This window comes from Bacillus sp. FSL K6-2819 (assembly GCF_038008305.1).
In the GTDB taxonomy this organism is placed as follows: Bacteria; Bacillota; Bacilli; order Bacillales; family Bacillaceae; genus Bacillus; species Bacillus amyloliquefaciens.
The window spans coordinates 3,389,048-3,415,202 of the sequence record NZ_JBBOYV010000001.1; the positions used below are offsets into that span (position 1 = coordinate 3,389,048).

General features: G+C 48.0%; 21 protein-coding genes and 1 pseudogene. 9 read left to right on the forward strand and 13 right to left on the reverse strand.

Going from position 1 to position 26,155, the window contains the following annotated elements:
* Window position 1 precedes the first annotated feature (1 nt).
* On the reverse strand, window positions 2-934 hold the full coding sequence (gene hprK, locus MHH91_RS17750) for an HPr(Ser) kinase/phosphatase (RefSeq protein WP_013353746.1): 933 nt from the start codon (window positions 932-934) through the stop codon (window positions 2-4).
* 169 nt (window positions 935-1,103) lie between these two features.
* Between hprK and nagA the strand changes: the two genes are divergently transcribed.
* Genes nagA through MHH91_RS17765 form a run of 3 tightly spaced genes read left to right on the forward strand, consistent with a single transcriptional unit; the run spans window position 1,104 to window position 3,761 of the window.
* Entirely contained in the window at window positions 1,104-2,294 is a 1,191-nt protein-coding gene (gene nagA / locus MHH91_RS17755; RefSeq protein ID WP_014471078.1) for an N-acetylglucosamine-6-phosphate deacetylase, read from the forward strand.
* Window positions 2,291-3,016: a glucosamine-6-phosphate deaminase gene (gene nagB, locus MHH91_RS17760; RefSeq protein WP_013353748.1), complete on the forward strand. Its 726-nt coding sequence runs from the start codon at window positions 2,291-2,293 to the stop codon at window positions 3,014-3,016. The genes nagA and nagB overlap by 4 nt, the downstream gene beginning before the upstream one ends.
* A 13-nt stretch (window positions 3,017-3,029) precedes the next feature.
* Entirely contained in the window at window positions 3,030-3,761 is a 732-nt protein-coding gene (locus MHH91_RS17765; RefSeq protein ID WP_013353749.1) for a GntR family transcriptional regulator, read from the forward strand.
* Window positions 3,762-3,894: 133 nt separating this feature from the next.
* Here the strand turns inward: MHH91_RS17765 and MHH91_RS17770 are convergent, their stop codons facing one another.
* The 6 genes from MHH91_RS17770 to MHH91_RS17795 form a co-directional block, all read right to left on the reverse strand.
* The gene (locus MHH91_RS17770) at window positions 3,895-4,470 is read right to left on the reverse strand and encodes a TetR/AcrR family transcriptional regulator (protein WP_013353750.1); all 576 of its coding nucleotides are present in this window, start codon (window positions 4,468-4,470) and stop codon (window positions 3,895-3,897) included.
* A gap of 166 nt (window positions 4,471-4,636) precedes the next feature.
* The gene (locus tag MHH91_RS17775) at window positions 4,637-8,506 is read right to left on the reverse strand and encodes a metallophosphoesterase (RefSeq protein ID WP_014472299.1); all 3,870 of its coding nucleotides are present in this window, start codon (window positions 8,504-8,506) and stop codon (window positions 4,637-4,639) included.
* Between the two features lie 94 nt (window positions 8,507-8,600).
* Window positions 8,601-8,960: a phage holin family protein gene (locus MHH91_RS17780; RefSeq protein ID WP_013353752.1), complete on the reverse strand. Its 360-nt coding sequence runs from the start codon at window positions 8,958-8,960 to the stop codon at window positions 8,601-8,603.
* Window positions 8,961-9,155, reverse strand: a complete 195-nt coding sequence (locus tag MHH91_RS17785; protein ID WP_003151448.1) for a PspC domain-containing protein — start codon at window positions 9,153-9,155, stop codon at window positions 8,961-8,963. It lies immediately after the preceding gene.
* A gap of 5 nt (window positions 9,156-9,160) precedes the next feature.
* The gene (locus MHH91_RS17790) at window positions 9,161-10,258 is read right to left on the reverse strand and encodes a DUF4097 family beta strand repeat-containing protein (RefSeq protein ID WP_013353753.1); all 1,098 of its coding nucleotides are present in this window, start codon (window positions 10,256-10,258) and stop codon (window positions 9,161-9,163) included.
* Between the two features lie 24 nt (window positions 10,259-10,282).
* On the reverse strand, window positions 10,283-10,609 hold the full coding sequence (locus tag MHH91_RS17795) for a hypothetical protein (protein ID WP_025649342.1): 327 nt from the start codon (window positions 10,607-10,609) through the stop codon (window positions 10,283-10,285).
* A 197-nt stretch (window positions 10,610-10,806) separates the two neighbouring features.
* Here MHH91_RS17795 and MHH91_RS17800 point away from each other — a divergent pair, with 197 nt between their 5' ends.
* Window positions 10,807-11,046, forward strand: coding sequence for a hypothetical protein (locus MHH91_RS17800; RefSeq protein ID WP_014471080.1), 240 nt, complete (start codon window positions 10,807-10,809; stop codon window positions 11,044-11,046).
* A 47-nt stretch (window positions 11,047-11,093) separates the two neighbouring features.
* Here the strand turns inward: MHH91_RS17800 and uvrA are convergent, their stop codons facing one another.
* The 3 genes from uvrA to MHH91_RS17815 form a co-directional block, all read right to left on the reverse strand.
* Window positions 11,094-13,967 carry an excinuclease ABC subunit UvrA gene (gene uvrA / locus MHH91_RS17805; RefSeq protein WP_013353756.1) on the reverse strand — a complete coding sequence of 958 codons (2,874 nt, stop codon included), beginning with the start codon at window positions 13,965-13,967 and terminating at the stop codon, window positions 11,094-11,096.
* Between the two features lie 7 nt (window positions 13,968-13,974).
* Window positions 13,975-15,960 carry an excinuclease ABC subunit UvrB gene (gene uvrB / locus MHH91_RS17810; protein WP_013353757.1) on the reverse strand — a complete coding sequence of 662 codons (1,986 nt, stop codon included), beginning with the start codon at window positions 15,958-15,960 and terminating at the stop codon, window positions 13,975-13,977.
* Window positions 15,961-16,135: 175 nt separating this feature from the next.
* Window positions 16,136-16,372, reverse strand: a complete 237-nt coding sequence (locus tag MHH91_RS17815) for a CsbA family protein (protein WP_003151438.1) — start codon at window positions 16,370-16,372, stop codon at window positions 16,136-16,138.
* A gap of 298 nt (window positions 16,373-16,670) precedes the next feature.
* On the opposite strand from MHH91_RS17815, the gene MHH91_RS17820 reads away from it, so the two are divergent.
* From MHH91_RS17820 to MHH91_RS17840, 5 genes and pseudogenes are all read left to right on the forward strand, one after another.
* Window positions 16,671-19,172, forward strand: a complete 2,502-nt coding sequence (locus MHH91_RS17820) for a PEP/pyruvate-binding domain-containing protein (protein WP_014471081.1) — start codon at window positions 16,671-16,673, stop codon at window positions 19,170-19,172.
* Window positions 19,173-19,243: 71 nt separating this feature from the next.
* Entirely contained in the window at window positions 19,244-19,813 is a 570-nt protein-coding gene (locus MHH91_RS17825; RefSeq protein WP_013353759.1) for a TetR/AcrR family transcriptional regulator, read from the forward strand.
* A 27-nt stretch (window positions 19,814-19,840) separates the two neighbouring features.
* On the forward strand, window positions 19,841-21,178 hold the full coding sequence (locus MHH91_RS17830) for an MFS transporter (RefSeq protein ID WP_013353760.1): 1,338 nt from the start codon (window positions 19,841-19,843) through the stop codon (window positions 21,176-21,178).
* 161 nt (window positions 21,179-21,339) lie between these two features.
* Window positions 21,340-21,717, forward strand: a pseudogene (locus MHH91_RS17835) (BslA/BslB family hydrophobin); the annotation flags it as partial.
* Between the two features lie 161 nt (window positions 21,718-21,878).
* The gene (locus MHH91_RS17840) at window positions 21,879-22,622 is read left to right on the forward strand and encodes a YncE family protein (RefSeq protein WP_237701437.1); all 744 of its coding nucleotides are present in this window, start codon (window positions 21,879-21,881) and stop codon (window positions 22,620-22,622) included.
* 42 nt (window positions 22,623-22,664) lie between these two features.
* Here MHH91_RS17840 and MHH91_RS17845 read toward each other — a convergent pair whose 3' ends face one another.
* The 3 genes from MHH91_RS17845 to ctpB all read right to left on the reverse strand — a co-directional run bounded on the left by MHH91_RS17845 (window position 22,665) and on the right by ctpB (window position 26,014).
* The gene (locus MHH91_RS17845; RefSeq protein WP_014471084.1) at window positions 22,665-23,855 is read right to left on the reverse strand and encodes a S1C family serine protease; all 1,191 of its coding nucleotides are present in this window, start codon (window positions 23,853-23,855) and stop codon (window positions 22,665-22,667) included.
* 74 nt (window positions 23,856-23,929) lie between these two features.
* Window positions 23,930-24,283, reverse strand: coding sequence for a swarming motility protein SwrAA (gene swrA, locus MHH91_RS17850; RefSeq protein WP_013353763.1), 354 nt, complete (start codon window positions 24,281-24,283; stop codon window positions 23,930-23,932).
* A gap of 372 nt (window positions 24,284-24,655) precedes the next feature.
* Entirely contained in the window at window positions 24,656-26,014 is a 1,359-nt protein-coding gene (gene ctpB / locus MHH91_RS17855) for a carboxy-terminal processing protease CtpB (protein ID WP_373419144.1), read from the reverse strand.
* Window positions 26,015-26,155: the final 141 nt, after the last annotated feature.

The following is a 26,155-nucleotide window of genomic DNA, read 5'->3' on the forward strand; positions in this document are numbered from 1 at the left end:
CCTATTCGTCTTGTTCGCCGTCCTCAATGACATCCGCCAGCTTATTCGTAAATTGCTCGGCGGCATTTAAGCCCATCCGCTTCAATCTGAAGTTCATCGCGGCAACTTCGATAATAACGGCGAGATTTCGCCCCGGGCGGACGGGAATGGTCAGTTTTGTAATTTCCGTATCAATGATTTTCATTTTTTCTTCTTCCAGCCCGAGACGGTCGTATTGTTTCCCTTGCTCCCAAAGCTCAAGGTCCATGACGATTGTGATTCTTTTGTTGCTTCTGACGGCGCCCGCTCCGAACAGCGTCATGACATTTATAATGCCGAGCCCCCTGATTTCGAGCAGATGCTCAATCAGATCAGGCGCATTCCCGACGAGCGTGTCCTGATCCTCCTGCCGGATTTCGACGCAGTCATCCGCGACGAGGCGATGGCCGCGTTTGACGAGCTCCAGCGCCGTTTCACTTTTACCGACGCCGCTTTTTCCCGTAATGAGCACACCGACGCCGTAAATATCCACGAGCACGCCGTGAATGGCGGTTGTCGGCGCGAGACGGCTCTCAAGAAAATTCGTCAGCCGGCTTGACAGTCTGGTTGTTTTCAGAGGCGATCTGAGCACCGGCACACCGTTTTTCTCGGACGCTTCTACAAGCTCCGGCGGAATCGGCATATCTCTGGAAAGTATGATAGCCGGCGTCACATCGGTGCACAGCGATTCCATCCGCTGTTTTTTATCTTCCTCAGGAAGCTGATCGAAAAATGACAGCTCCGTTTTTCCTAAAAGCTGCACCCGTTCTCTCGGGTAATATGTAAAATAACCGGCGATTTCAATACCGGGCCGTGATAAATCACTCATCGTAATCGGGCGGTTAATTCCTTCTTCTCCGCTGATCAATTCTAAATGGAACTGCTCCATTACGTCTTTGGTCCGAACCTTTGCCAAGATATGTTCCTCCTGTTCTGGGATGTTCCGAGCTTTGAACAGTTATATTTTATCACTTTACCGTCTGAACCAAAACAGATTTATACAATTCCGGGATAACTGGTCTAGATAACTAGTCTGAAAAGGAGTAAAATAAAACTAACAACTAACCAGAAAGGCGTGTTTTAAAGTGGCTGAAAGCTTGTTAATCAGCGGTGCGGACATCGTAACAGAAGATGAAATCATCCAAAACGGATTTCTCGGCATAAAAGACGGCATCATTTCTTACGCGGGTAAAACAAGACCGCAAGAAACGTATGAGAAGGAATGGAAGGCGCCCGAGGGCACGTATGCGCTTCCCGGAATGATTGATATCCATATTCACGGCGGATACGGCGCGGATACGATGGATGCCGATTTCGCGGCGCTTGATACAATGGCCGCCCGGCTGCCCGAAGAAGGAACAACCTCTTTTTTAGCGACAACAATTACACAGCAGCACGAAAATATTGAAAAAGCGCTCGAAAACGCCAAAGAATGGACGGCATCTTCACCTCAGGCGCATAAAGGCGCTGAGTTGATCGGGATTCATTTAGAAGGGCCTTTCGTCTCTCCGGAAAAGGCGGGAGCACAGCCGAAACAATGGATTACCCCGGCCGATACCGGGCTCTTTCAGAAATGGGAACATCTTTCTGGAGGGCTGATCAAAATTGTGACGCTTGCGCCGGAAGAAGATCCTGATTTCAGCCTGATCCGTTATTTAAAAGACCGGAACATCATCCCCTCAATGGGACATACAAACGCGGGAGCCGATCTTTTAGAAAAAGCGGCGGATGCCGGAGCGCTGCATATGACGCATCTCTTCAACGCCATGAGCTGCTTTCATCACCGTGAGCCGGGGGGCATCGGTACGGCTCTCGCCTGCGGCCGCATCACGGCGGAGCTGATCACTGACGGTATTCATTCCCATCCTTTAGCCGTAAAGCTTGCCTTTTTGGCGAAAGGAAGCCAAAACCTGGTGATGATTACAGACTCCATGCGGGCAAAAGGGCTGAAGGACGGAGAATACGAATTCGGCGGACAAAAAGTCACCGTTCGCGGGAACACGGCGCTTCTTCCTGACGGGACGCTGGCCGGTTCCATTTTAAAAATGAATGAAGGCGCAGCGCTCATGCGCAGGTTTACAAACTGTTCATGGCTGGATATAGCAAATATGACGTCGGCAAATGCAGCCCGCCGCCTCGGCATATTTGACCGCAAAGGAAGCATTGCGGAAGGAAAAGACGCCGACGTTATACTGACGGACGGACAGTGCGGCGTGCTGGCATCCATTTGCCGCGGAAACACCGCATATATTTCAAAGGAGGCTGATTGGGCATGAACATCATCACATGCAGACATTATGAAGAATTAAGTGAAAAAGCCGCAGCGATTATCGCTGAAACAGTCAAACAAAAGCCGGATGCCGTCCTGGGCCTTGCGACGGGAGGCACCCCCGAAGGCGTATACAAAGAACTTGTGCGGAGGCACCGCTCCGAAGGTTTGTCATTCCGGGATATCACGACGATCAATCTTGATGAATACGCCGGACTTTCTCCCGAGGACAAAAACAGCTATCATTATTATATGAATACACATTTTTTTGCACATATCGACAGCCGAAAGGACCGCCACTTTCTCCCTGACGGACGGGCAGACGATCTTGATGCTGAATGCGAACGCTATGACCGATTAATTCAAACACTCGGCGGAGCGGATATTCAGCTTTTAGGCATCGGACACAACGGCCATATCGGCTTTAATGAGCCCGGGACGCCATTTGAATCCAGAACCCATGTCGTTGAGCTGAATGAAGAGACAAGACAGGCGAATGCGCGGTACTTTCCGTCAATCGATCAAGTCCCTGAAAAAGCTGTGACAATGGGGATCGGGACTATCTTGTCCGGCAAACGCATTTTGATCATGGCATCCGGAAAAAGCAAGGCCCAAGCGGTGAAACAGCTTCTGGACGGACGCGTCAGTGAAGCATTCCCCGCCTCTGCCCTGCACGCACACCCGGATGTGACGGTCTTGATTGATGAAGAGGCTGCGGGCGGCGATTGAAAGGATTTGACCTATGCAGATTGATAAACAATCTCCGGTTCCGATTTATTTTCAGATTATGGAACAGTTGAAAACACAAATCAAAAACGGCGAGCTGAAAGCGGATGCGCTGCTTCCGTCGGAGCGGGAATACGCTGAACAATTCGGCATCAGCCGAATGACGGTGCGCCAGGCGCTTTCCAATTTGGTGAATGAAGGATTTTTATACAGGCAGAAAGGCCGGGGAACGTTCGTCAGCAAACTGAAGATGGAACAGCCGCTCCAAGGGCTGACAAGCTTTACGGAAGATATGAGGAGCCGAGGCATGAAGCCGGGGAGCAGACTTGCCGAATACCAGCTGATTCAGGCGACTGAAGAATTGTCTTCTATTTTAGGATGCGGCCATCAGGCAACGCTTCATAAAATCATCCGCGTCCGGCTGGCGAATGATATCCCGATGGCGATTGAAGCCTCGTACATCCCGTTTGACAAGGCAGGAAAACTGGACGCCTCCCATTTTCAGTCATCCATGTATGAGCATATCGAAGCGTACAATCAGATGCCGATCTCACGCGCCAAACAAGAGCTTGAACCGGGTGCCGCTTCCGAAGAAGAAGCGGAACTGCTCGGCATCCAGCCCGGCGCGCCCGTCCTCTATATAAAGCGGACCACTTATCTGCAGGACGGCACTGCCTTTGAGCACGTCAAATCCGCATACAGAGGCGACCGCTACACATTCGTGCATTATATGGACAGGGTGAAATGAAACATCTCCAACCGTTTCGGGTTGGAGATGTTTTTTTGATCTGCCATTTTCAAATCAATTCTCTATGACTCTGTCAAAACGGAGAGGCTGGGGTTCTGGTATCTATTTTTATAAAGAAAAGGGTAACAAAATGCTACCCTCTGTTTCGGACAAGATATGGAACCTGCTTTGAAATCAGCAGCAGCGGTTCTTTGTTTTTGTGAGCCAGTGAAAACATAATCCCGCCTTCAATCATCGAGTTGATTGTCATTCCAAGCTTCTCCGCTTCCTCTTGCTCAAATCCGTGCTGAAGAAATTTTTCCGCGAACACATCCGTCCACTGTTTAAACACCTCAACACATGTGCATCTTAACGTTTCATTTATCAGAGCTGTCTCACCCGCTAACAAACCAACCGGCACTCCCTCAATATTCTGCGGATCATTAAACTGTTCAGCCGTTACATGAATAAAGTGCTGAATGGCTTCGACAGGATCCGCGAATTGAGTCATACTATTCTGTATTTGCTTTTCAACGCACCTTCCCGTATGTTTGATCGCTGCAATGGCGAGTTCTTCTTTTCCGTTCGGAAAGTGATGATATACAGACCCTCTGGGCGCTCCGCTCTCTTTTATGATTTGATTCAAACCTGTCGCATGGTATCCCTGAATTTGAAAAAGGTATGCAGAGGCTTGAATAATTCTTTCTTTTGTCCCGGTTTTGCTGTTCATTATGTTTCCTCCTGCATATTAAGAAAACCAATCGGTTTTAAGTATAGAAAAGGGACATAAAAAAGTCAAAAACACTTATCACCGTTGTGCGCCGCCATTCGCGTTACAGAAAAAATCCTGCTGACCGTCAGATTTTGTTCTGAGCAATCAGCAGGCGGTATTCGCATTATGGGCTGGAAGCATGCTTAAAATCAAATTGATCCGGAGCCGGGTGATACGGCGTTTTTCCCGTTTTGAACATCCAGATCGGCGATATTGTTTTTCCGTTGTACGGATCCTTGACGACGGTGTACCAGTAATAAACGGAATCTGGCTGCAGGCCGTCCCAGACCCAATGCGCGGTTTTTCCGCTTTTCACGTGTTTTTTATGACCGAGCAGTTCATTCGTATAGACGTTGCATTCAAAATAATCGGTCGCTACCTTTTTCATTTTCGGCTGTAAATCCATTTCAGCCGAGAATTCATCTTTATCCGCGAACAGATCGGTGTCATAGTAATTGATGTCATCCGTATACGGCGAGTAGGAGAACATGTGAACCTGATTGGCGGCCTGATCGAATTGCATAATGCGCATATAGCCTTGCCCCCCTTCAGGGCCGTCCTGATAATCGGTCAGAATTTGATGAACGAGGCGGTCCGGTTTTCCGTCTCCGTCATCGTCAAGGGCATCGGTTTTTTTCATGGCATTATGGTAATGGCCGCTTAATACCATCGCCACATTGCGATTCGGCTTGACGACTTTTTGATAGATCGTCTCCCCGATCGGGCTTCGGTTTCCGCTTACAAGCAAATACTCATGAAAGCATAATATGGCGGTTCGGTCCGGATACCGCTTTAGCACTTGATTGATCCAGTCAATCTCTTGATCCGTAATGCCCCAGCCCATATAAATCATAATAAAATCGTTCCCGCTTGCCGACAGCAGATCATAATGCCCGCGGTTATTTTTGTATGACCCGCCATAATGCATTTTCTTTTCAAAACGGCGGCTCCCGAAGAAATCCCCGAAGGTTCGGTATGTGCCGTCTTTATGGCCGACGTCATGATTTCCGGCAAGCACTCCGTACGGAATCCCCGCCTTGTCGAGTGTCCGCATGGAGTGATCGGCGTTTTTCCACTGTTTCATAACCATCGAATCATCGACAATATCACCGGTATGAAAGACATATTTAATATTGTGCTTTTCCTTATTTTCTTTGATCCACTCCGTCATTTTGTCAAAAATGTTCGGGTGACCTTGTGCGTAATACTGTGTATCCGACATCCAGACAAATGAGTAATTGCCTTTCGCCGGTATTTGATCCTGCACGATGACATTCATTTTTGAGTTCTTCACCGCATCGGCTGCGGACACGGCGGCTTTTAACGTAAACGGCTTTTTATTTTTGGCAAGGACGCTGTCCGCCTCCTGCCAGCGGCTTGTCCGGTAATTCCAAATATACATGGTTACCTTCCGGCCGGGCAGAGAGCTTCCTTTCCAGACCGCCTCGGCCAGATCCGTTTCGTCAATAGACGGGTCAACGGACACTTCAAACCGGTGATAAGGGAAACGCTCCATGTTTTCCGTCGAGACGGTTTTTCCGTCATTTGCCGAGATGCGGTTCATTTCCGGCAGTGTAAACGGCATTTCATTTTCTTTCATGCCTCTCGGCGGTTCTGTCAATGAGGCGTGCTGATACACTTTCACGCTGCCCGGATTCCGCGCGGTATAACGGAAGCCCCGGTAAAATGATAAATTCATTTCATCCTTCGTCGGATCTTTTACCCGGACGGACAGCTTCGCTTTATGGGCGCCGGTTTTTTGGCCGGTAAACTCCGGCTGATTCGGCTCCTCCCGTTTGATGTGGAAGGTGCGGACGGATGTTGTTTCATTTCCCGCAAGGTCTGCCGCAGTGATGGTAAGGGTGTGCTTTCCGGGCTTAAGATCGGCTGATGACGTATGATGCGGGAGCGTGATGCTTTCTCCGTCCAAAAACGCTTTCACTTCTTCTACTTTGCTCCATTTATCACGGATGTCCGCTTTCAGCTCAAAGTTACCTTTCAGTGTCGCGCCTTCTTTGATTCCCGGAACAATCTTCGGCCCCGTATTGTCCACCAGCACAGACTGACTGAGCTGCTCTTCACCGTCGCTCACAAAAATGTGGTGATGCCCTTCAGAAAGCTTCACCGTATTCCATGGCAGAAGCCGCGACGTAAACAAATGATCCGGCAGGCTGAATGAGAAGGTCATGCGCTGATTCGCCCGCTTGCCGTCACCGATAAACAGCTGCTCAGCCGGATCCCGCCCCCCGTTTTTGATCACCGTTCCGTCTGAAAGCACCAGGCGGGCATTTTTCACGATAAAATCATCCCGATTCTCCCCTGTGTCATACGGAGAAACCTTGGAGCCCGAACGGATGGAGACTTTCTGTGTTTTGCCCCCTTTTTGCAGCAGACGTTCCGGCAGCAGCACCGAGTACGTTCTGTAGCGGTGTGCCGGATCGTCAAAAATGTGCAGCACCTCGTTTTCCATCATGACGGTGTTTTGGAAATAAAGATTCGTTTTCCGGGCATCGAAAGCGAAGTAAACTTCTTTTTCCAGCGCAGGCCGGGTCTCCTGCAGCTTGCCGTCAATCCACAGCTTGATCTTATCAGCGCTGACGTCGGATGTCGCTTTGAGGAGATAGGTGCCGGATATCGTATCTTCGGGTTCAATGTTCATCCTGAGTCCGTGTGATTTGCTCGTCTGTTTAATGTCAATCATCTTGACGGGCGTTTTTGCTTCATTTTCTCCGTCACCGGCTGCGATGTAATACTCAAGCTGATCCTGGCCGAGCAGTTCCGGGGAATAAAGAATGTGACGATATAACCTGTCGTTGCGGTCTTTTTCAGCCAGAATTCGTTTAAATGGTTTTTTCTCATTGGTTCTGTAATAAAACGCGGCTGTTTTGACAAGGTTTTTGTCCCGTATGTCAGCCTTTAATTCGATGCTTTCAGCGGGCCGGACCGGCTTTCTGTCTGTAAGGTCTTCAATGACCGGTTTTTCCTTGTCCGGTTTGATCACCCTTTTCTGCTGCGGAATCTGCGCCTGAAAAACGAATCCCGGTGACGGCTTATGTTCGCTCGTGGAAATCTTCAGCAATTCTCCCGTTCCGTTCAGCGGATATTTATAAAGCAAAGAAGTCAGCCGGCGGAACGCGTGTTTTCGATAGTGCGCTGAGGCGATGGTTTTTCCGGTATTTGCCGACAGCACCACCGTCCTCGGCCGGTCGTTGGACATTCCGTCCGTCCCCTCGATGACGGCGAGATGTTTTCCCTCCTTCAGCTGTGTTCCGTAGTAGCGGTTGAAATCATCTATCGTCAGTTCTGATGCGGCGCGTCTCAGCCAAAACACATAAGCGCCGCCTGACGGAATGACCGTATCTTCTTTCGGCCTCCATATCATATCTGACTCCGGCCCTTCCTTCGGATAGCGGTAGCGGATGTGATAATCCTTAAAATGGATGGGTCTGTCCGTCGTGTTATACACCTCGATAAATTCATAGGCATCCGCGCCGTCTTCATTTTTCGTATCAACGGCAAGTTCCGTAATCATCAGCTCGGGAATATGATTCAAATCGGCTTGATAGCCGTCAAGCTTCAGCCGCTTTTTCTCCGATTCCGCCCTCTGTCTGCCATTGGTGAAAACGAGGTAATATTCCAATTCTCCATTCCAGATATCCCGTTTTGAAACCTGTGCCGTAAACAGCTGGATTGAACCTGGAGCGGGCTCCATCGGCACCATCTTAAATCCCAGCTCATTACTTTGTTTATAAAAAAGAAACGCCGAAAATGCTTGATAGTCGGCATTCTTTACATGAGCCTGTATGAACAGGTTTCTTTTCATTTCCGCCTTTACTTCTATTTGGGGAGGATTCTCCAGAAGCGGTATGTAATGAGGCGGCTGTCCGAATTCCTGCTGATTCACGGGGATTGCCGATTCTTTGCGCGCCGCATCCGCAGAAGGACTCACACAAAGCAAACCAATCAGAAAAAAGAGCGTCATCACAAGTTTCATCTCATTACCTCCCTATGCATTATGTTGCGTCAGGAGGCGGCCGCTTATGTACCGCACATAAAAAAGCTGCCCCCCTTGGGGACAGCTTCTTTTTTTATCTTTTTCTAAGCGGCTCCAATATGCCTTTTTGAATCAGCAAGTGGAAAACGGACAGCACGACGGATGCCCAAATGGCGGTGCCGAACCCGTCAATCTGAAAGCTGTCTCCCATCAAGGCAGCGGTCATCATCAGCGTGATGGCGTTGATGACAAACAGAAAGAGGCCGAGGGTTACAACCGTGACGGGCAATGTCAATATAATGATGATCGGCTTGATCAGCACATTTAACACAGAAAGAATCACACTTGCGATGACAGCCGCGCCGATACTGCTGATATGAACGGAATCAAAATATCCCGCAATAACGATTAATAATAAAGCATTTACTAAAATGCTGACTGCCCATTTGATCATTTATTTCAAATCTCCTTCTAAAGGTACAACAAAACACCAGATAATATATACAATCGGCACGATTCCGCTCGTGACAAGCGCTAATACAACGGTTATGATGCGCAAAAGCGATGCATCCATATTGATGTACTCCGCCAACCCGCCGACGACACCGGCGATTTTACGGTTTTTTTCTGAACGGTAAAGTCTTTTCATCCAAATCACCTCTGAGTATGCTTGAGCTTAATGGCCCCTGTTAACGATTCTGAGAAAATCGAGAGATGCTGATCATGGCCTTGATTTGATGCCAGCATCAGTTCTTTTTGAATGGTATCATTCTTTTCCTTTAAAATCTCCGCATCAATCAGCTCATGGCTGAGAGAGCCGAGATTGCTTTTCAGCTCCGCTTTCACCGCCGCGTCATCAGGCAGGGCGATTTCCACGTTTCCGGTAGTCGTTTTCGTGTAGATGGAGCGGCAATGCGGCGCAGTCACGGTAAGCATGATATTGCCGTTAAAACTTTGGACGTCAATGGATTCACTCGATCCGCGCAAATCAATCAAGCCGTTAATCGTTTCCGCTTCAATCGTGCCGCATTGGTGTCCGGCCAGCTTGATTTGTCCGTTAGCCGTTTCCGCCGACGCTTTCTCAGCCGTCAAATGAGAGAATGACAGAACGCCGTTTGTCGTTTTCGCTGAGAATTCTTTTACATGTAAATGTTCCCCTCTGATCGGTCCGTTAAACAGCTTCACTCTTATCTTATCGTACTCTTTCTGAGGAACATAAAGCGTCACATTGGTTTTCATCGTTTTCTTTTCTGTGCGGACAAAAAACTTATTGCCCTTCACTTCACATTCAATGTGCTGAAGAAATGCGGTGCGTGCCGCCTCCTGACTGTCCGCCCGGTACACTTTCGCCTGGCATTCGGCTCTGATATCTTCATCCGCCCAAGGCACGATATTGACGCTGCCGTTTGCGATCTGCATATCAATGGCCGAGAACTCACTGTCTTTAAATTGAAAAATATGCTGGACTTCGTGTGCATGGCCGAAATTCAGATCGAGATCCGCTTCCTTCACTTTTTTGACGGCCGAATCAATCCAATCGAACAGCTTAGCCCCGATCGAGGGTTTTTGGCTTCCTTTTGTCCCGCTTTCGAAATCTTCCGCGGGTTCCTGGACCTCTGTTGATAATGCGGTGATCTGTTCTTCTTTTTCTTTATATTCGTGATCAAGTTTTTCAATGAGCGTCAGAGCTTCCTGCGCCGTCAGCCTGCCTTCTTCCACAAGCTTTAAAATCCGTTCTTTTTCCTGCTTCATACAAAACTCCTCCCCCGACTTTTCTTACACCTGGCGTAATACCTTAATTCCCTGCACGATATTCCAAATGACCATTGCGATGAGGATCAGAAAATAAACAGCAGCTCCTGTTATCATAACAAAAAACGGAACCATACTCTCCCCCTGAGCCGTAATCACTCCGCCGACAACGCCGGCGATCACAATCAACAATCCCGCAAACGGAATGATGTGAGAAATCAGGGCGCGCATGGCATGCCGCTTCGTCTCTTTTTCATCAACGACAAAGTAAGCCACAATCGGAAGAATGAGCGGCGCGAGAAACACGCTGAAATAACAGATTGATGCGATAATCGCTTGGTTTCGATTCAATAAAAACACTCCCTGTGCTGTCATGTAAAAAACCATTCCTTATACATACGTATGACGAATGGGCGGGTTTCATTTTCATGCTAAGGACATGCTTCGTTATACATAATTTTGGATTTCCGGGATCTCACTATAGAATCTTTTCCCCGAACCCATTACAATATGTAACAAAGCCTGACCGTATGCAAGGAGGACATACAATGGAGAAAGATCCCGGAAACGACCAAGTGACGGAAGAAAGTCTGCGAAAATTAATTCGCGAACAGAAAAGAATGAACAGTGAAATGCTGGCTGAATTGGAACAGATCAAGGCAGCCCCACTTCCCATTTCCCATGATATTCAATATATAAAAGTGCTGCTGGACAGCAGCAGCACCCATATTCTGCAGGACTTGATGCATTTAAGCAAACAGCTTCCCCGACAGAAAAAAAGCCTGTAACAAAACAGCCCAAAACCGATACGTTTTGGGCTGTTTTTATTGATCTATTACGTGGCTGCCGTTTCTTTTTCGGCCAGCAATGTTTTCATCCGTTTTTTATCACGTTCCATTACCGGTTTCAGATAGCGGCCCGTATATGATTCCTTCACTTCAACAACTTCTTCAGGTGTCCCGGAGGCTACGATCGTGCCGCCGCCCGCGCCGCCTTCAGGTCCCAGATCTACGATGTAGTCCGCCGTTTTTATGATATCGAGATTGTGTTCAATGACCAAAACGGTATCCCCGTTATCAACGAGTCTTTGAAGCACGACCAAAAGCCGTGCGATATCATCGACGTGGAGGCCTGTCGTCGGTTCGTCCAAAATATACAGCGTCCGTCCGGTGGAGCGCTTATGCAGTTCGGAAGCAAGCTTCACGCGCTGCGCTTCTCCGCCTGACAGCGTCGTCGCCGGCTGGCCGAGCGTCACATACCCGAGTCCGACATCGGCAAGCGTTTGAAGCTTGCGTTTGATTTTCGGGATATTTTCAAAGAAAGACAGAGCATCTTCCACCGTCATATCCAGAACGTCAGAAATGCTTTTTCCTTTGTATGTGACCTCAAGCGTCTCCCGGTTGTAACGTTTGCCGTGGCACACTTCGCACGGGACGTACACGTCGGGAAGAAAGTGCATCTCAATTTTGATGATGCCGTCGCCGCGGCAGGCTTCACAGCGCCCGCCTTTTACATTAAAGCTGAATCGGCCTTTTTTGTAGCCGCGCACCTTCGCTTCATTTGTCTGCGCGAACACATCGCGGATATCATCAAATACGCCTGTGTAAGTTGCCGGATTTGATCTCGGTGTCCGGCCGATCGGCGCCTGATCGATGTCGATCACCTTATCAAGATGATCGAGGCCTTTGATCTCTTTATGGCTTCCCGGTTTCGCTTTGGCTTTATGAAGTTTTTGCGCAAGCGCCTTATGCAGAATTTCGTTCACAAGCGTGCTTTTTCCGGAACCGGACACACCTGTCACCGCCGTAAAAGTGCCGAGCGGGAATTTGGCGTTCGCTTTTTTCAGGTTGTTTTCTGAAGCGCCTTTAATTTCAATGAATCGGCCGTCAGGCTTTCTTCTCTCCGGAGGCATCGGGATGAATTGAGCCCCTGATAAATAACGTCCGGTCAGAGAGTCCGCATCATTCATCACCTCTTCAGGCGTGCCCGCGGATATGACACGGCCGCCGTGAATGCCGGCGCCGGGGCCGATGTCTATCAAATAATCGGCAGCCATCATCGTATCTTCATCATGCTCAACGACGATCAGTGTATTCCCGAGATCTCTCATGTTTTTCAGCGCGCTGATCAGACGGTCATTGTCACGCTGGTGAAGGCCGATGGACGGCTCATCCAAAATGTACAGGACGCCTGACAAACGGGAGCCGATCTGCGTCGCAAGCCTGATACGCTGGGCTTCTCCGCCTGACAGCGTCCCTGCCGCCCGGCTAAGCGTCAGATAATCTAGACCGACTTTATCTAAGAAACTGAGCCGCTCCACAATTTCTCTTAAAATTAAATCGGCAATCTGCATATCTTTCTCAGACAGCGTCAGGTTTTTGAAAAATTCCAGCGCATCGCCGACGGAAAGCTCGGTAATGGTTCCGATGTGGCGTCCGTTGACCAAAACGGCCAGCGCTTCTTTCTTCAGCCGGTAGCCTTTGCACGTCGGGCACGGCTTCTGTGACATGTACTGCTCCATCTGTTCACGGATATAATCGGAGCTTGTCTCTTTATACCGTCTCTCAATATTGCGCAGCACACCTTCAAACTCAATTTCATTTTCCCGCACTTGCCCGAAATCATTCTCGTATTTAAAGTAGATCCGTTCATTGCCGCTGCCATAAAGCACTTTATCAAGCTGATGATTCGGCAGGTCTTTGACCGGAGTCTCCATATCAATGCCGTAATGAGTGCAGACCGCCTGAAGCAGCTGCGGATAATATTGTGAACTGATCGGCGTCCACGGCGCGATGGCGTGTTCCTTTAATGACAGTTCAGGATTTGGAATGACGAGTTCAGGGTCCACTTCCAGCTTCAAGCCAAGACCGTCGCAAGTCGGACAGGCGCCGAACGGGCTGTTAAACGAAAACAGCCGGGGCTCAAGCTCACCGATTGAAAAACCGCACATCGGACAGGCGTGATGCTCGCTGAACATCAGCTCTTCCTGGCCGATGACATCAATCATGACTCGGCCTTCTCCTAAGCGGAGCGCGGTTTCCAGTGAGTCGGAAAGCCGGGCGGCAACACCTTCCTTGACGACAATCCGGTCAATGACTACTTCAATGGAATGCTTTTTATTTTTTTCAAGTTCGATCTCGTCGGAAAGCTCGGCCATTTCTCCGTCAATCCGGACTCTTACGTAACCTTGCTTTCTGATTTGGTCAAGCACTTTGACATGGGCGCCTTTTCTGCCGGAGATAATCGGCGCAAGCACTTGAAGCTTCGTCCGCTCCGGATATTCAAGAATCCGGTCAACCATCTGTTCAATCGTTTGAGACGTAATTTCGATCCCGTGCTCCGGGCAGTGCGGCTTCCCGACTCTCGCGTATAACAGCCGCAGATAATCATAAATCTCCGTTACCGTTCCGACGGTTGACCGCGGATTGCGGCTTGTCGTTTTCTGGTCAATGCTGATGGCCGGAGAAAGCCCTTCAATCGCATCAACGTCCGGCTTATCCATCTGCCCTAAAAATTGGCGCGCATAGGCGGAAAGCGATTCAACATACCGCCTCTGTCCTTCCGCGTAAATGGTGTCAAAAGCAAGGGATGATTTTCCCGATCCGGACAGACCCGTCACGACGACGAGCTGATCCCGCGGAATCGTTACATCAATGTTTTTTAAATTATGCGCCCTTGCCCCTTTCACCTCAATCCGGTCAATTGCCATGTGTTCATCATCCTTCCGCTTTTAGCTCTAACAGTAAATCACGAAGCTCTGCCGCCCGTTCGAAATCAAGCGCTCTGGCCGCTTCTTTCATTTCGTGCTCCATTTGCTCAACGACTTTCTGGCGTTCTTTCTTCGTCATCTTCGCCAGCTTAGGAGCGGCTTTTGTTTTATATTCTTCTTTATCCTCAGCGGCCTGCGTCGCGCGGATCACATCGCGGATTTCCTTATTGATCGTTTGCGGCGTAATGCCGTGGATTTCGTTAAAGCGCTCCTGCTGTTCCCGCCGGCGCTTCGTTTCATTAATCGCAATTTCCATCGAATGCGTGATTTTATCGGCATACATGATGACGCGTCCCTCTGCGTTCCGGGCCGCCCGTCCGATCGTCTGAATCAGCGACCGCTCGGAACGAAGGAAGCCTTCTTTATCCGCATCCAGAATGGCGACAAGTGACACTTCCGGAATATCAAGCCCTTCCCTCAGCAGGTTGATGCCGATTAACACATCATGTTTCCCGAGGCGGAGGTCACGGATGATTTCAATCCGTTCAAGCGTCTTAATCTCTGAATGAAGATAATTGACCTTGATACCGATTTCCTTCAGATAATCGGTCAGGTCCTCTGACATTTTTTTTGTTAAAGTCGTCACGAGCACGCGTTCATTACGTTCAATCCTCGCCTGAATCTCACCGATCAGATCATCAATCTGCCCTTCGATCGGACGGACATCAATGAGAGGATCGAGAAGTCCCGTCGGCCTGATGATCTGCTCGATCATTTCCGGCGTATGCTCAATTTCATACGGTCCCGGGGTAGCAGAGACGTACACGATATTGTGCATGTGCTTTTCAAATTCCTCGAATCGAAGCGGACGGTTGTCAAGCGCTGACGGCAGGCGGAACCCGTGATCGACAAGCACCTGTTTTCTTGCCTGGTCACCGTTGAACATGCCGCGCACCTGCGGAATCGTCACGTGTGATTCATCAACGACAATCATAAAATCATCCGGAAAATAATCAAGCAGCGTATACGGCGTGGAGCCCGGAGGACGGAGCGTCAAGTGTCTTGAATAGTTCTCGATCCCCGAGCAGAAACCCATTTCCCGCATCATTTCAAGATCATATCTCGTACGCTGCTCAAGGCGCTGGGCTTCCAGAAGCTTGCCGTTTTCGCGCATGACTTTTAAGCGCTCCTCAAGCTCCTGTTCAATATTCAGAATCGCTTTTTCCATCTTTTCCGCCCGTGTGACGAAGTGGGAAGCCGGGAAAATCGCGACATGATCGCGGTCGCCGAGAATTTCTCCGGTCAAAGCGTCAACCTCTCTGATCCGCTCAATTTCATCACCGAAAAATTCCACTCTGATACAATGTTCGTCACGGGAAGCCGGGAAGATTTCCACAACGTCTCCGCGCACGCGGAACGTCCCCCGCTGAAAGTCGATATCATTGCGGGCATACTGGATATCCACAAGCTTTCTCAGCAGCTCATTTCGCTCAATCTCCATTTCCGGTCTGAGCGACACGACCATTTCCCGGTATTCTTCAGGCGAACCGAGACCGTATATGCATGATACACTCGCGATAATAATGACATCTCTCCGTTCAAACAGAGAGGATGTGGCGGAGTGTCTCAGTTTATCAATTTCATCGTTAATGCTTGCGTCTTTCTCTATAAATGTATCCGTCTGAGGCACATACGCCTCCGGCTGATAGTAATCGTAGTAGCTGACAAAGTATTCGACAGCGTTGTTCGGAAAAAACTCCTTAAACTCGCTGTACAGCTGTCCGGCAAGGGTTTTGTTATGGGCAATGACCAGTGTCGGCTTGTTGACTTCTTTAATCAAATTGGACACGGTAAAGGTTTTGCCCGTCCCTGTCGCGCCCAGGAGAGTCTGGTGTTTTCTGCCTTCCTGTATGCCTTTGACAAGCTTCTCAATCGCTTGCGGCTGATCTCCCTGGGGCTGATATTTCGAGACTAACTCAAAACGATCTTTCACAAAAAAGCCTCCGTTTCTTTACGAAATCTTCCTATTGATATAGTAACACAATGACGGGCAAAATCACTAAAAATACGAACTAAAGTTCGATGGTTTATTTTTACCAAGTCAATTTTTGTATAAAAAACCTGCTTTTATGGCGTAAAAGCAGGCATTCTATTTCATATTCACCATGTCAGGCATTGTCTTTCTTTTTGTCTGCTTCTTTTTTAGCCATGTACAGCCCGCCGGCTACCAGAGAGACGACATCCAATCCAACGATAAAATACGTTTCGGTGTAGCCTTTTAAATAGGATGCGAAAAGCAGCGCGGCTGTGAGAGCGATCGCCACATAGTGGTTAAAAGTGACCCTCGTAAAAAGGACGACTAGCATAAAAGGGAAACATAATGCAAAAACGGCTTTTGTAATCACAAAAACCCTCCTCGGGAATTCTTCATCTCATCTGATTATAGTAAAAAATGAAGAATCGGACAATCGTTCCCCTGCTATCACAATACCCTTTTTCACCATTCTTCAATCATCTGTCAGAAAAAATGTAAAAGTAAATCCATTGAACCGTTAACAAAATGAATCAAATTGCCTTTCTTCAGCCGAAAGGCGGAGAACGATTAGGTCTTTGTGTCTTTGACAGTTTCTTCCTCCCTCTTTACAATGTAATGATAGTGTTCACTATCATTTTCTTGGATGAAGAAAAAAGGGGGCATCACTCATGTATTCAGTACGATTTCAAAAAGCGGAAGAATCAAGCCGCTCAGCGGGAGCAAAAGGAATGAACCTGATTAAACTGACGAAAAACGGCCTGCCCGTTCCCGACGGTTTTGTCATTCAGACGAACGCTCTGACACGTTTTATAGAAGACAACCGGCTTCAAGCAGCAGACGCACATATGGAGCGCGCCATTATGAACGGCACGTTTTCAAAAGAGCTCCGAGATGAGCTGGCCGCGTCATTTTATGAATTGAGAGAATCATACGCCTCTGTCGCCGTACGTTCCTCATCCGCGTCCGAAGATCTTGAAGGCGCTTCTTTCGCGGGCCAGTACGAAACCTATTTAAATATCAAAACAGAAGAAGAGTTTCTAGGAAAAGTGAAAGAATGCTGGGCTTCCTTCTTCTCGGCGCGGGTCAGCGGCTATAAAGAGAAAATGAACAACGATACCGCAGAGCCGTTAATGGGTGTTGTCGTGCAAGGGCTGATCAATTCTGAGGTTTCGGGGGTCATTTTCAGCCGCAACCCGGTCACACACGATGACGGAGAACTGATGATCAGCGCGAGCTACGGCCTCGGAGAAGCAATCGTTTCCGGCAGCGTGACGCCCGACACATTTATCGTCAATAAAGGCACATTTCAGATTGACAAAGAAATCGGCTTAAAAGAAATATATATCGTTTCTCAAGAGGAAGGCGTGACGGAAAAAGAGACGTCCGCTGACATGAGAAACCGCTTCTGCCTTGATGATGAGAATATCAAAGAGCTTGCCATGCTGACGATCAAGACAGAAGAACTGTACGGTTATCCCGTGGATCTTGAATTCGGATTTGCCGAAAATAAGCTGTATCTGCTTCAGGCCAGACCGATTACAACGATCGTGCAGGATCAGAAAGCGGCGGACGAAGAACGGGAATTTATCATGACGCCCCGGGATCAGAAAGATTTTTGGCTTAATATGGAGTCCAATATAGAAGGCCCCGTGAGCCCGTTATTCGCCTCGCTCATTGTGCCGGCTTTAGAATACGGCCTCAAAGAGAGCACAAAGACATTCCCAGTAATGGGCATCGAAATCGAGCGTGTCAAGCTTCATCAAGGCCGTGTTTTTTCCAGACAGCATAAGACGGACGACAAGCTGCCCGCAGAACAGTTAGAAGCGCTATTTCCCATCTTGGCTGACCGCATGTACGATATTATTCAGGAAACCTTTCTGCCTTTTTATCAAAAGCTGGACGAACTGGCGCATACAAACCATACACGGGAGACTGCCCTCGATGCGTTCCGAAACCTGCAAGACTTCTATTTGAAAGGATACGAAGAACATTTCAACATTGTCTTTCCGCAGGTTGCGTTAAACATGATGCTGGAATCGATGTACGGACAGATTGAGAAAGAAAACACCTCCCTCTTGTACGAAATGCTGGCGGGTGTCATGAATAAATCATTAGAAACAGACAGACAGCTTTGGCTGCTTTCCGGACAAGTAAAAGACAGTCCTGAGCTGCGGCGTGTTTTTACGGTTTCTCCTGCCGATGAGCTTCATCAGACGCTTCTGCAATCAAATGAAGGAAAGCGCTTTCTTGAACAAGTCGGTGAATTTTTACAGGAATACGGCTGGAGATCCGTGAAAAGCCACGACCTGCTCGAAGAAACATGGGCGGAAAATCCTTATTTCGCTTTGGCTAACATTCAGAACTATGTCCGGAACGGCTACGATTTTGACAGTGAGTTTCATAAAACGATAGAAAAACGAAAACAGCTTTACGCCGCCTTCATGGAGAAAATCGAAGATGACGGCTTCCGGGAGAAGTTTGACCGCTATTATCAGTGGACGCTGTCTTCCTCCGTCATCAAAGATGATCACCATTTTTATATTGATGCGATGCTGGACGCCAAAGCGCGCCTTTGCCTCTTGAAAATCGGCGAGCTGCTTGAAAAACAAGGCGTGATCGATGACCGGGAGGATATGTGGTACTTATACAGCGATGAAGTCGAGAAAGCGCTGGCGTCGCCTGTTCCGATGCAGGAAAAAGCGGCTGAACGTAAACAGCTGTTCCAGCAATATCAGCTTCTTGAAGCGCCCGCTTATCTCGGCACTCCGACTCCAGAACAGCTGCAAGCGGCTGAGCAGATTACCGGTTCCATCACAGAAGATGAAAAAAACACTGAACATCATATATACGGACTTGCGGCTTCAAGCGGAATCGCAAGCGGCCCTGTGAAAGTCATTCGTGACGCAAGTGAATTTTCCCTTTTTTCATCAGGAGATGTGCTTGTCTGCAAAATGACGACACCGCTTTGGACCAGTCTGTTTCAAGACGCAAAAGCCGTCATTACGGACACGGGCGGCATCCTGTCACACGCGGCCATCATAGCTAGAGAATACGGGCTTCCCGCCGTTCTCGGCACTCGCGCCGCGACTGACAGGCTCAACGACGGAGATATCGTCTCGGTAGACGGCACAAACGGCAAGATTACGATTGTCAAACGCGCTTCATGCTAGGTTTCCCTCTTTATTGACGGGCAGGGCGGGTGTATACTTGTCCTGCCAGTATTTTCGCGAGGTGAAACATGTTGAGAACGACGAACAAGAGAATTCTTGACGCTGCGATGAATCTTATTATCCAAAAAGGATACCGCGCCGCGACAACAAAGGAAATCGCAGAAAAAGCGAATGTAAGCGAAGCAACGATTTTCCGTAATTTTAAAAACAAACAAGGACTAATGAAAGCAATGATTGAGCAGCAGGCGCCCGCACCGGAAAACATGATCGCCAAGGCGGAAGGCGACCTGTATGAAGATCTTCTTCATTTCGCCACGGCCCTTTTGCAGCAATTGGAACAAAAAAAAGAGGTGTTCCGTATTTGCCTGCGCGAACCGGAACTATTCGAAGACGTCCTGCAGGATATCATCGTATATCCGCAATCTGTGAAAAAGGATTTAATCGTTTACTTTAAGGAGCTGACCAAGAAAAACATCATAAGCCCCGGCAGTGAAGAAGCAAATGCAGACGTCTTTATGACAATGGTCTTCGGTTATTTTATGCACCGTCTGCAGCTGGGGAAAAGGGTCATTACTCTTTCTGAGGAAACGATGCTGAAACACAGCACTGAGATTTTTATCAAAGGAATCGTCAGCCGGTAATTTTTCCGGCTCCTAGGAGGATGAAGGATGGGTTCAAAGAAAGAATGGGCGCTGATCGTTTCGCTTTTGCTGGGAGCCATACTCGTTCCCATCAATTCTACGATGATCGCAGTCGCCCTTTCATCCATTTCCCGCTCATTCAGCGAATCAATTGCCAGCATCACATGGGTAGTGACGGTGTATTTAATCGTGATGGCCGTGACACAGCCCATTGCCGGCAAGCTCGGTGATATGTACGGGAACAAAAAAATGTATTTATGGGGCGTCGGCCTTTTTCTTATCGCATCATTGGGGTGCGCCCTCTCGCCAAGTCTTTTCTTATTGATTTTCTTCCGGGCGCTTCAGGCCGCCGGCGGCGCTTTGCTTACGCCAAACAGCATCGCCATCATCCGCCATGTCGTGTCTGAAAAACGGCTTCCGAAAGTATTCGGTTTTTTCGGCCTCGGTGCCGGACTGGGCGCGGCTCTCGGCCCGTTTATCGGCTCTCTTCTAATCGAGAGCTTCAGCTGGCATTCTATCTTTTGGGTCAACATTCCGTTTCTTGCGATCGCACTCGGGACGGCATTGATGATGTTTCCTAAATATAAAGAAGAAACTTCTGACGCGCCGCTTGATATCATCGGATCTGTTTTGCTTGCCGGAAGCATTGTATCTATTATTCTTCTGACGAAAAACGAAAGCTCTATGGGCTATTGGGTATACGCGCTGCTCATTCTTGTATTTGTTCCGTTATTTTTCAGGCGGGAGCTGCGCACGAAACATCCGATTATTGATTTTGACCTGTTTAAAAGCTCGACATTTACAAGCGCCAATTTGTCGGTTCTGTTAAGCAATCTAATGATGTACGCCGTGCTATTGATTATGCCGCTCTTTATGACCGGCCACTTCAGCATGAATACGTCGCACAGCGGCATGGCGCTGTCCGTCTTTTCGATTTTTATGTCCGCCAGCAACTGGGGCGGGGCTCAGCTGCATCATAAATGGGGCGCGCGAAGAATGATTTTTCTGTCCTTCATGCTGATGGCCGGAGCCAATCTCTTATTTCTGCTTTTGGTTTATTCCCATTCCGTCCCGTTCCTTATGGCATCGCTTATTGTCGGCGGCATCGCATCCGGTGCGGGGCTGACGAGCATGCAGGTGTCTTCTCTTGCGACGGTAGAACCGGGCATGTCAGGCATCGCGTCCGGGATTTTTTCCACCTTCCGTTATTTCGGAAGCATTATTTCTTCAGCACTGATCGGGTTAATCTCCGGATTTCATATTCTGTTTATCATATTGATCGGCGTTTCTGTGATCGGCATGTTCGTATCACTTGGAATTAAGTCCGGGGAAACCGTTCATACGAAAAAAAGCCATTCGGCGTAAACGAAAAAGGTTCCGTAAGCATCTGCTTTCCGGAACCTTTTCTAGTTTTTCTTCTTCATTTTCTCTTTCAAAGTGTCACCGCACTCCCCCGATGCATAGAGTATCGCAACGCCGTTTGCTCTATGAGAATCTTTTCGTTAAAAGAGAAAAGGGGAATGTAAATGGCTAAGAGTTCAGACCAAGTTAGGCCGCTGGCGCCGTCTCTTACAGTCAGCGCCGTTCAAAACAGCACAGAAGGAACAGCGTCAGATCTCGTTCTTACCTATTCGCCGAATTCCGTGCTTTCGTTAGGCGGAGTCGTATTCCGGCTGCCTGAAGGGTTTACCGCAACGACGAATGACACCATCAACAACAATAATTTAACTTCTTCACAAATATCAGAAGGCGGCAGAAAAGTCACGTTGCCATTGACGCTCGATCTTCTCGGACTTGCCCAGTTCACGCTTGTGCTGACAAACAAAACACTCCCGGCGGCAGGCACGTATACCTTTTCCGCAGAAAATACGGTGCTGATCATCGGTTCTCTGCTGCCGGCCTCCGCTGATCTCACTGTGAATCCGGCAGCTTTTGCTTATGTGACCAACTATTTGAGCAACCATGTCGGCGCTATCAACAGAATCACCGGCACGGTTTCCAGTGTCATTCCGGTTGAGGCTGCGCCGCTTGGCATCACAATAAGCCCGACGGCAGATTTTTGTACGTGTGTAATTCGGGAGAAAACAGCGTATCCGTTATCTCAACCGAGACAAGCAGCGAGGTCAAGAGAATTCCAGCAGGCGCGTCTCCTTATAAAATCGCAGCTTCGCCAAACGGAAATTTTATATACGTCACCAACCAGCAAAGCAGCAATGTTTATGTGATCAACACACAAACCAATACCGTCATCTCAGTCATTCCCGTCGGCCTTCTGCCGACAGGCATCGCCGTATCGCCGAACGGACAGCTTGTATATGTGCTGAATACCAATACCAACACCGTTTCCATCATCCACACGGCAGACAATACAGTGACGGCAACCATTATTCTGCCGTACAATTCTCCTTCCGATCTCGTCTTTTCGCCGGACGGAAGCAAGGCTTATATTACAAACCTTAACAGCAACAATCTCTCCATTATTGATACCGGCACAAACACCATCATTGATACCGTCAATACGGAGCTGAATCCGCTCGGTGTCACGATAACGCCTGACGGAGCGAAAGTGTATATTTTAAATTCAAGCAGCGGCACCGTATCTGTGCTCAATACAGCTGCAAACACGATCACAGCGATTATTCCTGTCGGTCAGTATCCGTACGGCGCCAAACCGGATACAGACGGAACACGTATTTTCGTCACAAACTTTTTCAGCAATCGGATTTCCGTCATTGACACGGCGTCCGATACCGTCGTCGGCACCATTACCTCAGAATTGTATCCGGCTGACATTGTAATCCGGCCGTAAAAAAAAGCCCGGCCGCCGTGTTTTTAACGGCACCGGGCTTTTTTATAATGCTGTCATTTCTTCTTGCTCATGTTCATCCTGCACGAATAAAATACCTAATTCATGATGTTCGCCTTCATAGGACGCACGCTGATCAAACCGGATCTCACCGTTCAGGCCGATGATCTCCATTTTTACAAATGCGCGGTTTTTTTGAAGTGCTTCATAAAAATCCGATACATGCTTCACGGGTATGCCGTTTACTTTCGTAATAATCTCACCGATCTTCAGATTAAGATCTTCCGCGGGCGTATTCGGAATGATACCGAGCACCATTAAGCCTTGATCCCGCTTAGAGAAATAAAACGGAGCCGCATTATCGTTCAACCGCTGTCTCAATGATAAAAACAGGCGGCCGAGCACCGCGATACAAACGGCAGCACCGGCAAGCGGAGTCCACCAAAGGGCCGCTGCCCCGAATACGGTAACGATCATTCCGAGATACATAACACGTTTCGCCGTTATCCTTATGCTGACCTCCGGAAGGGATCCCTGTACACGCTGTCCAAAGCCCGCGATATAAGGAATCCAGATCAAATGGAAAGAGCCGCCCGGCACGGTAAAGACAGGCCACCAAGAAAGGTGTGTTTCAAGCCCGCTGCCCGGCACCAATAAGAAAAGCGGAAGCAGCCATGCGCGATTCGCCAATTGACGGCCGATGGGCAGACCTCTGCTGCTGACGACAAGCGCCGGAGATGTTTTTTCAAGCGCTGAACGGTAAGCAGCAGCCCCCTCCGTGATGATCAAAAGGCCCATGAACACGGCCGCCGACGCCCAATTCACGCCGAATGCCTGCGGAAACCGATCCGCAAACGGCAATGTGTGGGTATATTGAAGGACAAACACAATGAACATACCGGCGCTGACAATATAAGCTGATGACAACCAATTCATACGGAACGTCAGCGAAGCCAAAGCCGTCACAGCCGCAATGATGCCGAGAAGACCGAATGGAATCGAAATTCCCAGCCCAAAAAATAATATGGAGAGAAGAATCCCCGGTATAAGCCCTTTTATGTATGTAAAGATAAGCTCGTCATACATATCTGCGATTTTTGTATGAAACGTATGGCGTTCACGTTTAATCCGCAAATATCCGCATGCGAGACTTATGATGATAAAAAACCAAAACATCGGGTGCAAAAAAAACAGACCGATACTTTTCAGAAGTTCAATTCCCCATTGAACAGACACTGCTTTCACCGCCTCAAGCCAAACATTTTAATTCTATTCTACCAAATAATCATTGGCTTGAATATCTCAAACGTCTATCTCTCTTCCGTCATCCACAGTGTTACATTTGAGAGAGAGAAATCTTTTAGATAATGGTCGACCTCCACCTCGATCACGCCGCTGATCAGAAGCATGGACCGCTTAATATCCGTCAGATTGATTCCTAAACGTTTATGGTTTTTCATTAAGTAAGTGAAATAATGCTTTGCACACTCTTCATTGATTTCGTGAACACTTTCAACATTTGTGTAATTGACCAGGTATCTGCTGAACAGCATGAGAAGACTTAGTGCTTTTGTTGATGAAAATGTGACGTCTTTTGTTCTGTCTTTTAGTTGTTCCACTAATTCATAATATTTTTTTTCACGCACAATACTTGCCCTCTTCAATTGTGAACCCCCATTTTTTTATCCAGATAAGCACGGGTGATTACAGCTGCCGTGCTGAAGCGCCGCAAACACTTCTGCTTTCAATACTGAAATGCAGCTGCCAGACTAAAACTGTTCTCTATTAGAACCTTCTTTTATTGTAAGAACTAAAACTGACTGAGGCAACTTTCAAAAGTTTCATTTTGAATACATATTAACTCGGCATAAAGTCTCTCTTCCCTATAAATATCGGGTAATGTTTGTCCTTTATAAATGTTTAAATGTGAAAATTTTTTTAATATCTTGTCAAAAACGTCATAATTATATATCTTTCGATTCATTTTTGACGAAGGACAAAAGAAACAGGAGGCGAAAAAAACGCCTCCTTTTCATTTATTTTACAAATAATGATTTTAACGCCATTTGCAGCTGTAAATCATTTTTTTCGTCAGCTTTCTTCTCGTTCATCAGCTGATTCATTTTTTCCGCTGTTTTTTTGTCAATGACAGCTGTTTTATCAAGCTTGTTCCGGTCTTGAAACGCCAGAACGGCTTTTTTCATTGTTTTGCTGAAATAGCCGTCCGCCCTGCCCGGGTCGAAGCCCAAGCCTTTCAGCAGGATTTGGGCGTGTTTGACATCCGCACTGTTCATATCAGGCTGAAGCGGCTGTTTCAGCTGAAGCGGCCCCGCTGCAAAATAATCCGGCTGGCTCACGGCGATTGTCGGGGTAATGCCTTTTTTGTGAATCCAATTGCCTTTCGGTGTGAGCCATTTGTACAGCGTCAATTTAATGTTGCTGCCGTCTCCCATAGGTACGGCCTGCTGAACCGTTCCTTTACCGAAGGAGGTATCACCGACAACGTCATAATGTCCCGCCTCTTTCAATGCGCCCGCAAGAATTTCTGAAGCGGAGGCGCTTCCTTTATCTGTGATGACATTGATAGGATACGGCTTTTTATGTTTTAAGGTTGAGAAATATTGTTTTTTATCCCCGTTACGTTCCGCGATTTGAATATACGGCATGTCTTTTGTGACGAAATGCTTTAAAATTTGTTCGACGCTTTGAAGGTAGCCGCCGGGATTTCCCCTTACGTCAAGAACGAGCCCGTCAATCCCCTGTTTCTCAAGCTTTTTCAGCGCCGCTGCGAAGTCCTGAGCGGTATGCTCGGAAAATGTGGATATGCCGATATAGCCGACATGATGCCCGCCTGATTCTTTGCGGGAAGCAAATACGGTTTCCAGCGGAATTTCCGCTCTTTTAATCCGGAATGACAGCTGTTTTTCAGAGCCCGGACGCTGTATTTTAATAGAAACCTTCGATCCTTTTTTCCCCCTGATTTTCAGCACGGCTTCGTTTAAATCTTTCCCGTTCATTGACTCGCCGTTTATACTGATGATTTCATCATTCGGCTTGAGGCCTGCTTTTTCAGCCGGAGATTGCTTAAACGGTGATACGATAATGATTTTATTATCTTCCATACCGACTTCAGCGCCGATTCCTTCAAAAGAAGAGTCAAGAGAATCGGAAAACTGCTTGGCGGTCTGCTTGTCCATATAAACGGAATAAGGGTCGTTTAATGTAGACAGCATCCCCTGAATCGCTCCTTCAAGAAGCTTTTCTTTATCTACATTTTCCACGTATTCGTTCGAGATCAGCTCATATGCTTTTTCGATTTTTTCCATTGCCTGGCTTCTTTCTGCTTCTGATGAATTCGGCTGTGCCGCCCCGGCAATATGGGCGCCGCCGCACATGATGCTGACGGCCGCTATCGCTGCGATTATTTTCTGTTTCATCGTTTACCTCCTCTTAGTCCTTTTACGAAAACCTGGAGATAGTATGTGTAAACCGGAAAGAATTCATGTAATGGCAACAAAAAAATGAATACGCAATTG

What these genes read in the sequence shown, in the direction of transcription:
- MHH91_RS17830 (WP_013353760.1), top strand. Translation starts at nt 19,841, where the DNA reads ATGGGTTCAAAGAAAGAATGGGCGCTGATCGTTTCGCTTTTGCTGGGA.
- MHH91_RS17820 (WP_014471081.1), top strand. Translation starts at nt 16,671, where the DNA reads ATGTATTCAGTACGATTTCAAAAAGCGGAAGAATCAAGCCGCTCAGCG.
- MHH91_RS17775 (WP_014472299.1), bottom strand. Translation starts at nt 8,506, where the DNA reads ATGAAACTTGTGATGACGCTCTTTTTTCTGATTGGTTTGCTTTGTGTG.
- MHH91_RS17780 (WP_013353752.1), bottom strand. Translation starts at nt 8,960, where the DNA reads ATGATCAAATGGGCAGTCAGCATTTTAGTAAATGCTTTATTATTAATC.
- nagB (WP_013353748.1), top strand. Translation starts at nt 2,291, where the DNA reads ATGAACATCATCACATGCAGACATTATGAAGAATTAAGTGAAAAAGCC.
- uvrA (WP_013353756.1), bottom strand. Translation starts at nt 13,967, where the DNA reads ATGGCAATTGACCGGATTGAGGTGAAAGGGGCAAGGGCGCATAATTTA.
- ctpB (WP_373419144.1), bottom strand. Translation starts at nt 26,014, where the DNA reads ATGTGCGGCGGCGCCCATATTGCCGGGGCGGCACAGCCGAATTCATCA.
- MHH91_RS17790 (WP_013353753.1), bottom strand. Translation starts at nt 10,258, where the DNA reads ATGAAGCAGGAAAAAGAACGGATTTTAAAGCTTGTGGAAGAAGGCAGG.
- MHH91_RS17765 (WP_013353749.1), top strand. Translation starts at nt 3,030, where the DNA reads ATGCAGATTGATAAACAATCTCCGGTTCCGATTTATTTTCAGATTATG.
- MHH91_RS17800 (WP_014471080.1), top strand. Translation starts at nt 10,807, where the DNA reads ATGGAGAAAGATCCCGGAAACGACCAAGTGACGGAAGAAAGTCTGCGA.
- MHH91_RS17770 (WP_013353750.1), bottom strand. Translation starts at nt 4,470, where the DNA reads ATGAACAGCAAAACCGGGACAAAAGAAAGAATTATTCAAGCCTCTGCA.
- MHH91_RS17785 (WP_003151448.1), bottom strand. Translation starts at nt 9,155, where the DNA reads ATGAAAAGACTTTACCGTTCAGAAAAAAACCGTAAAATCGCCGGTGTC.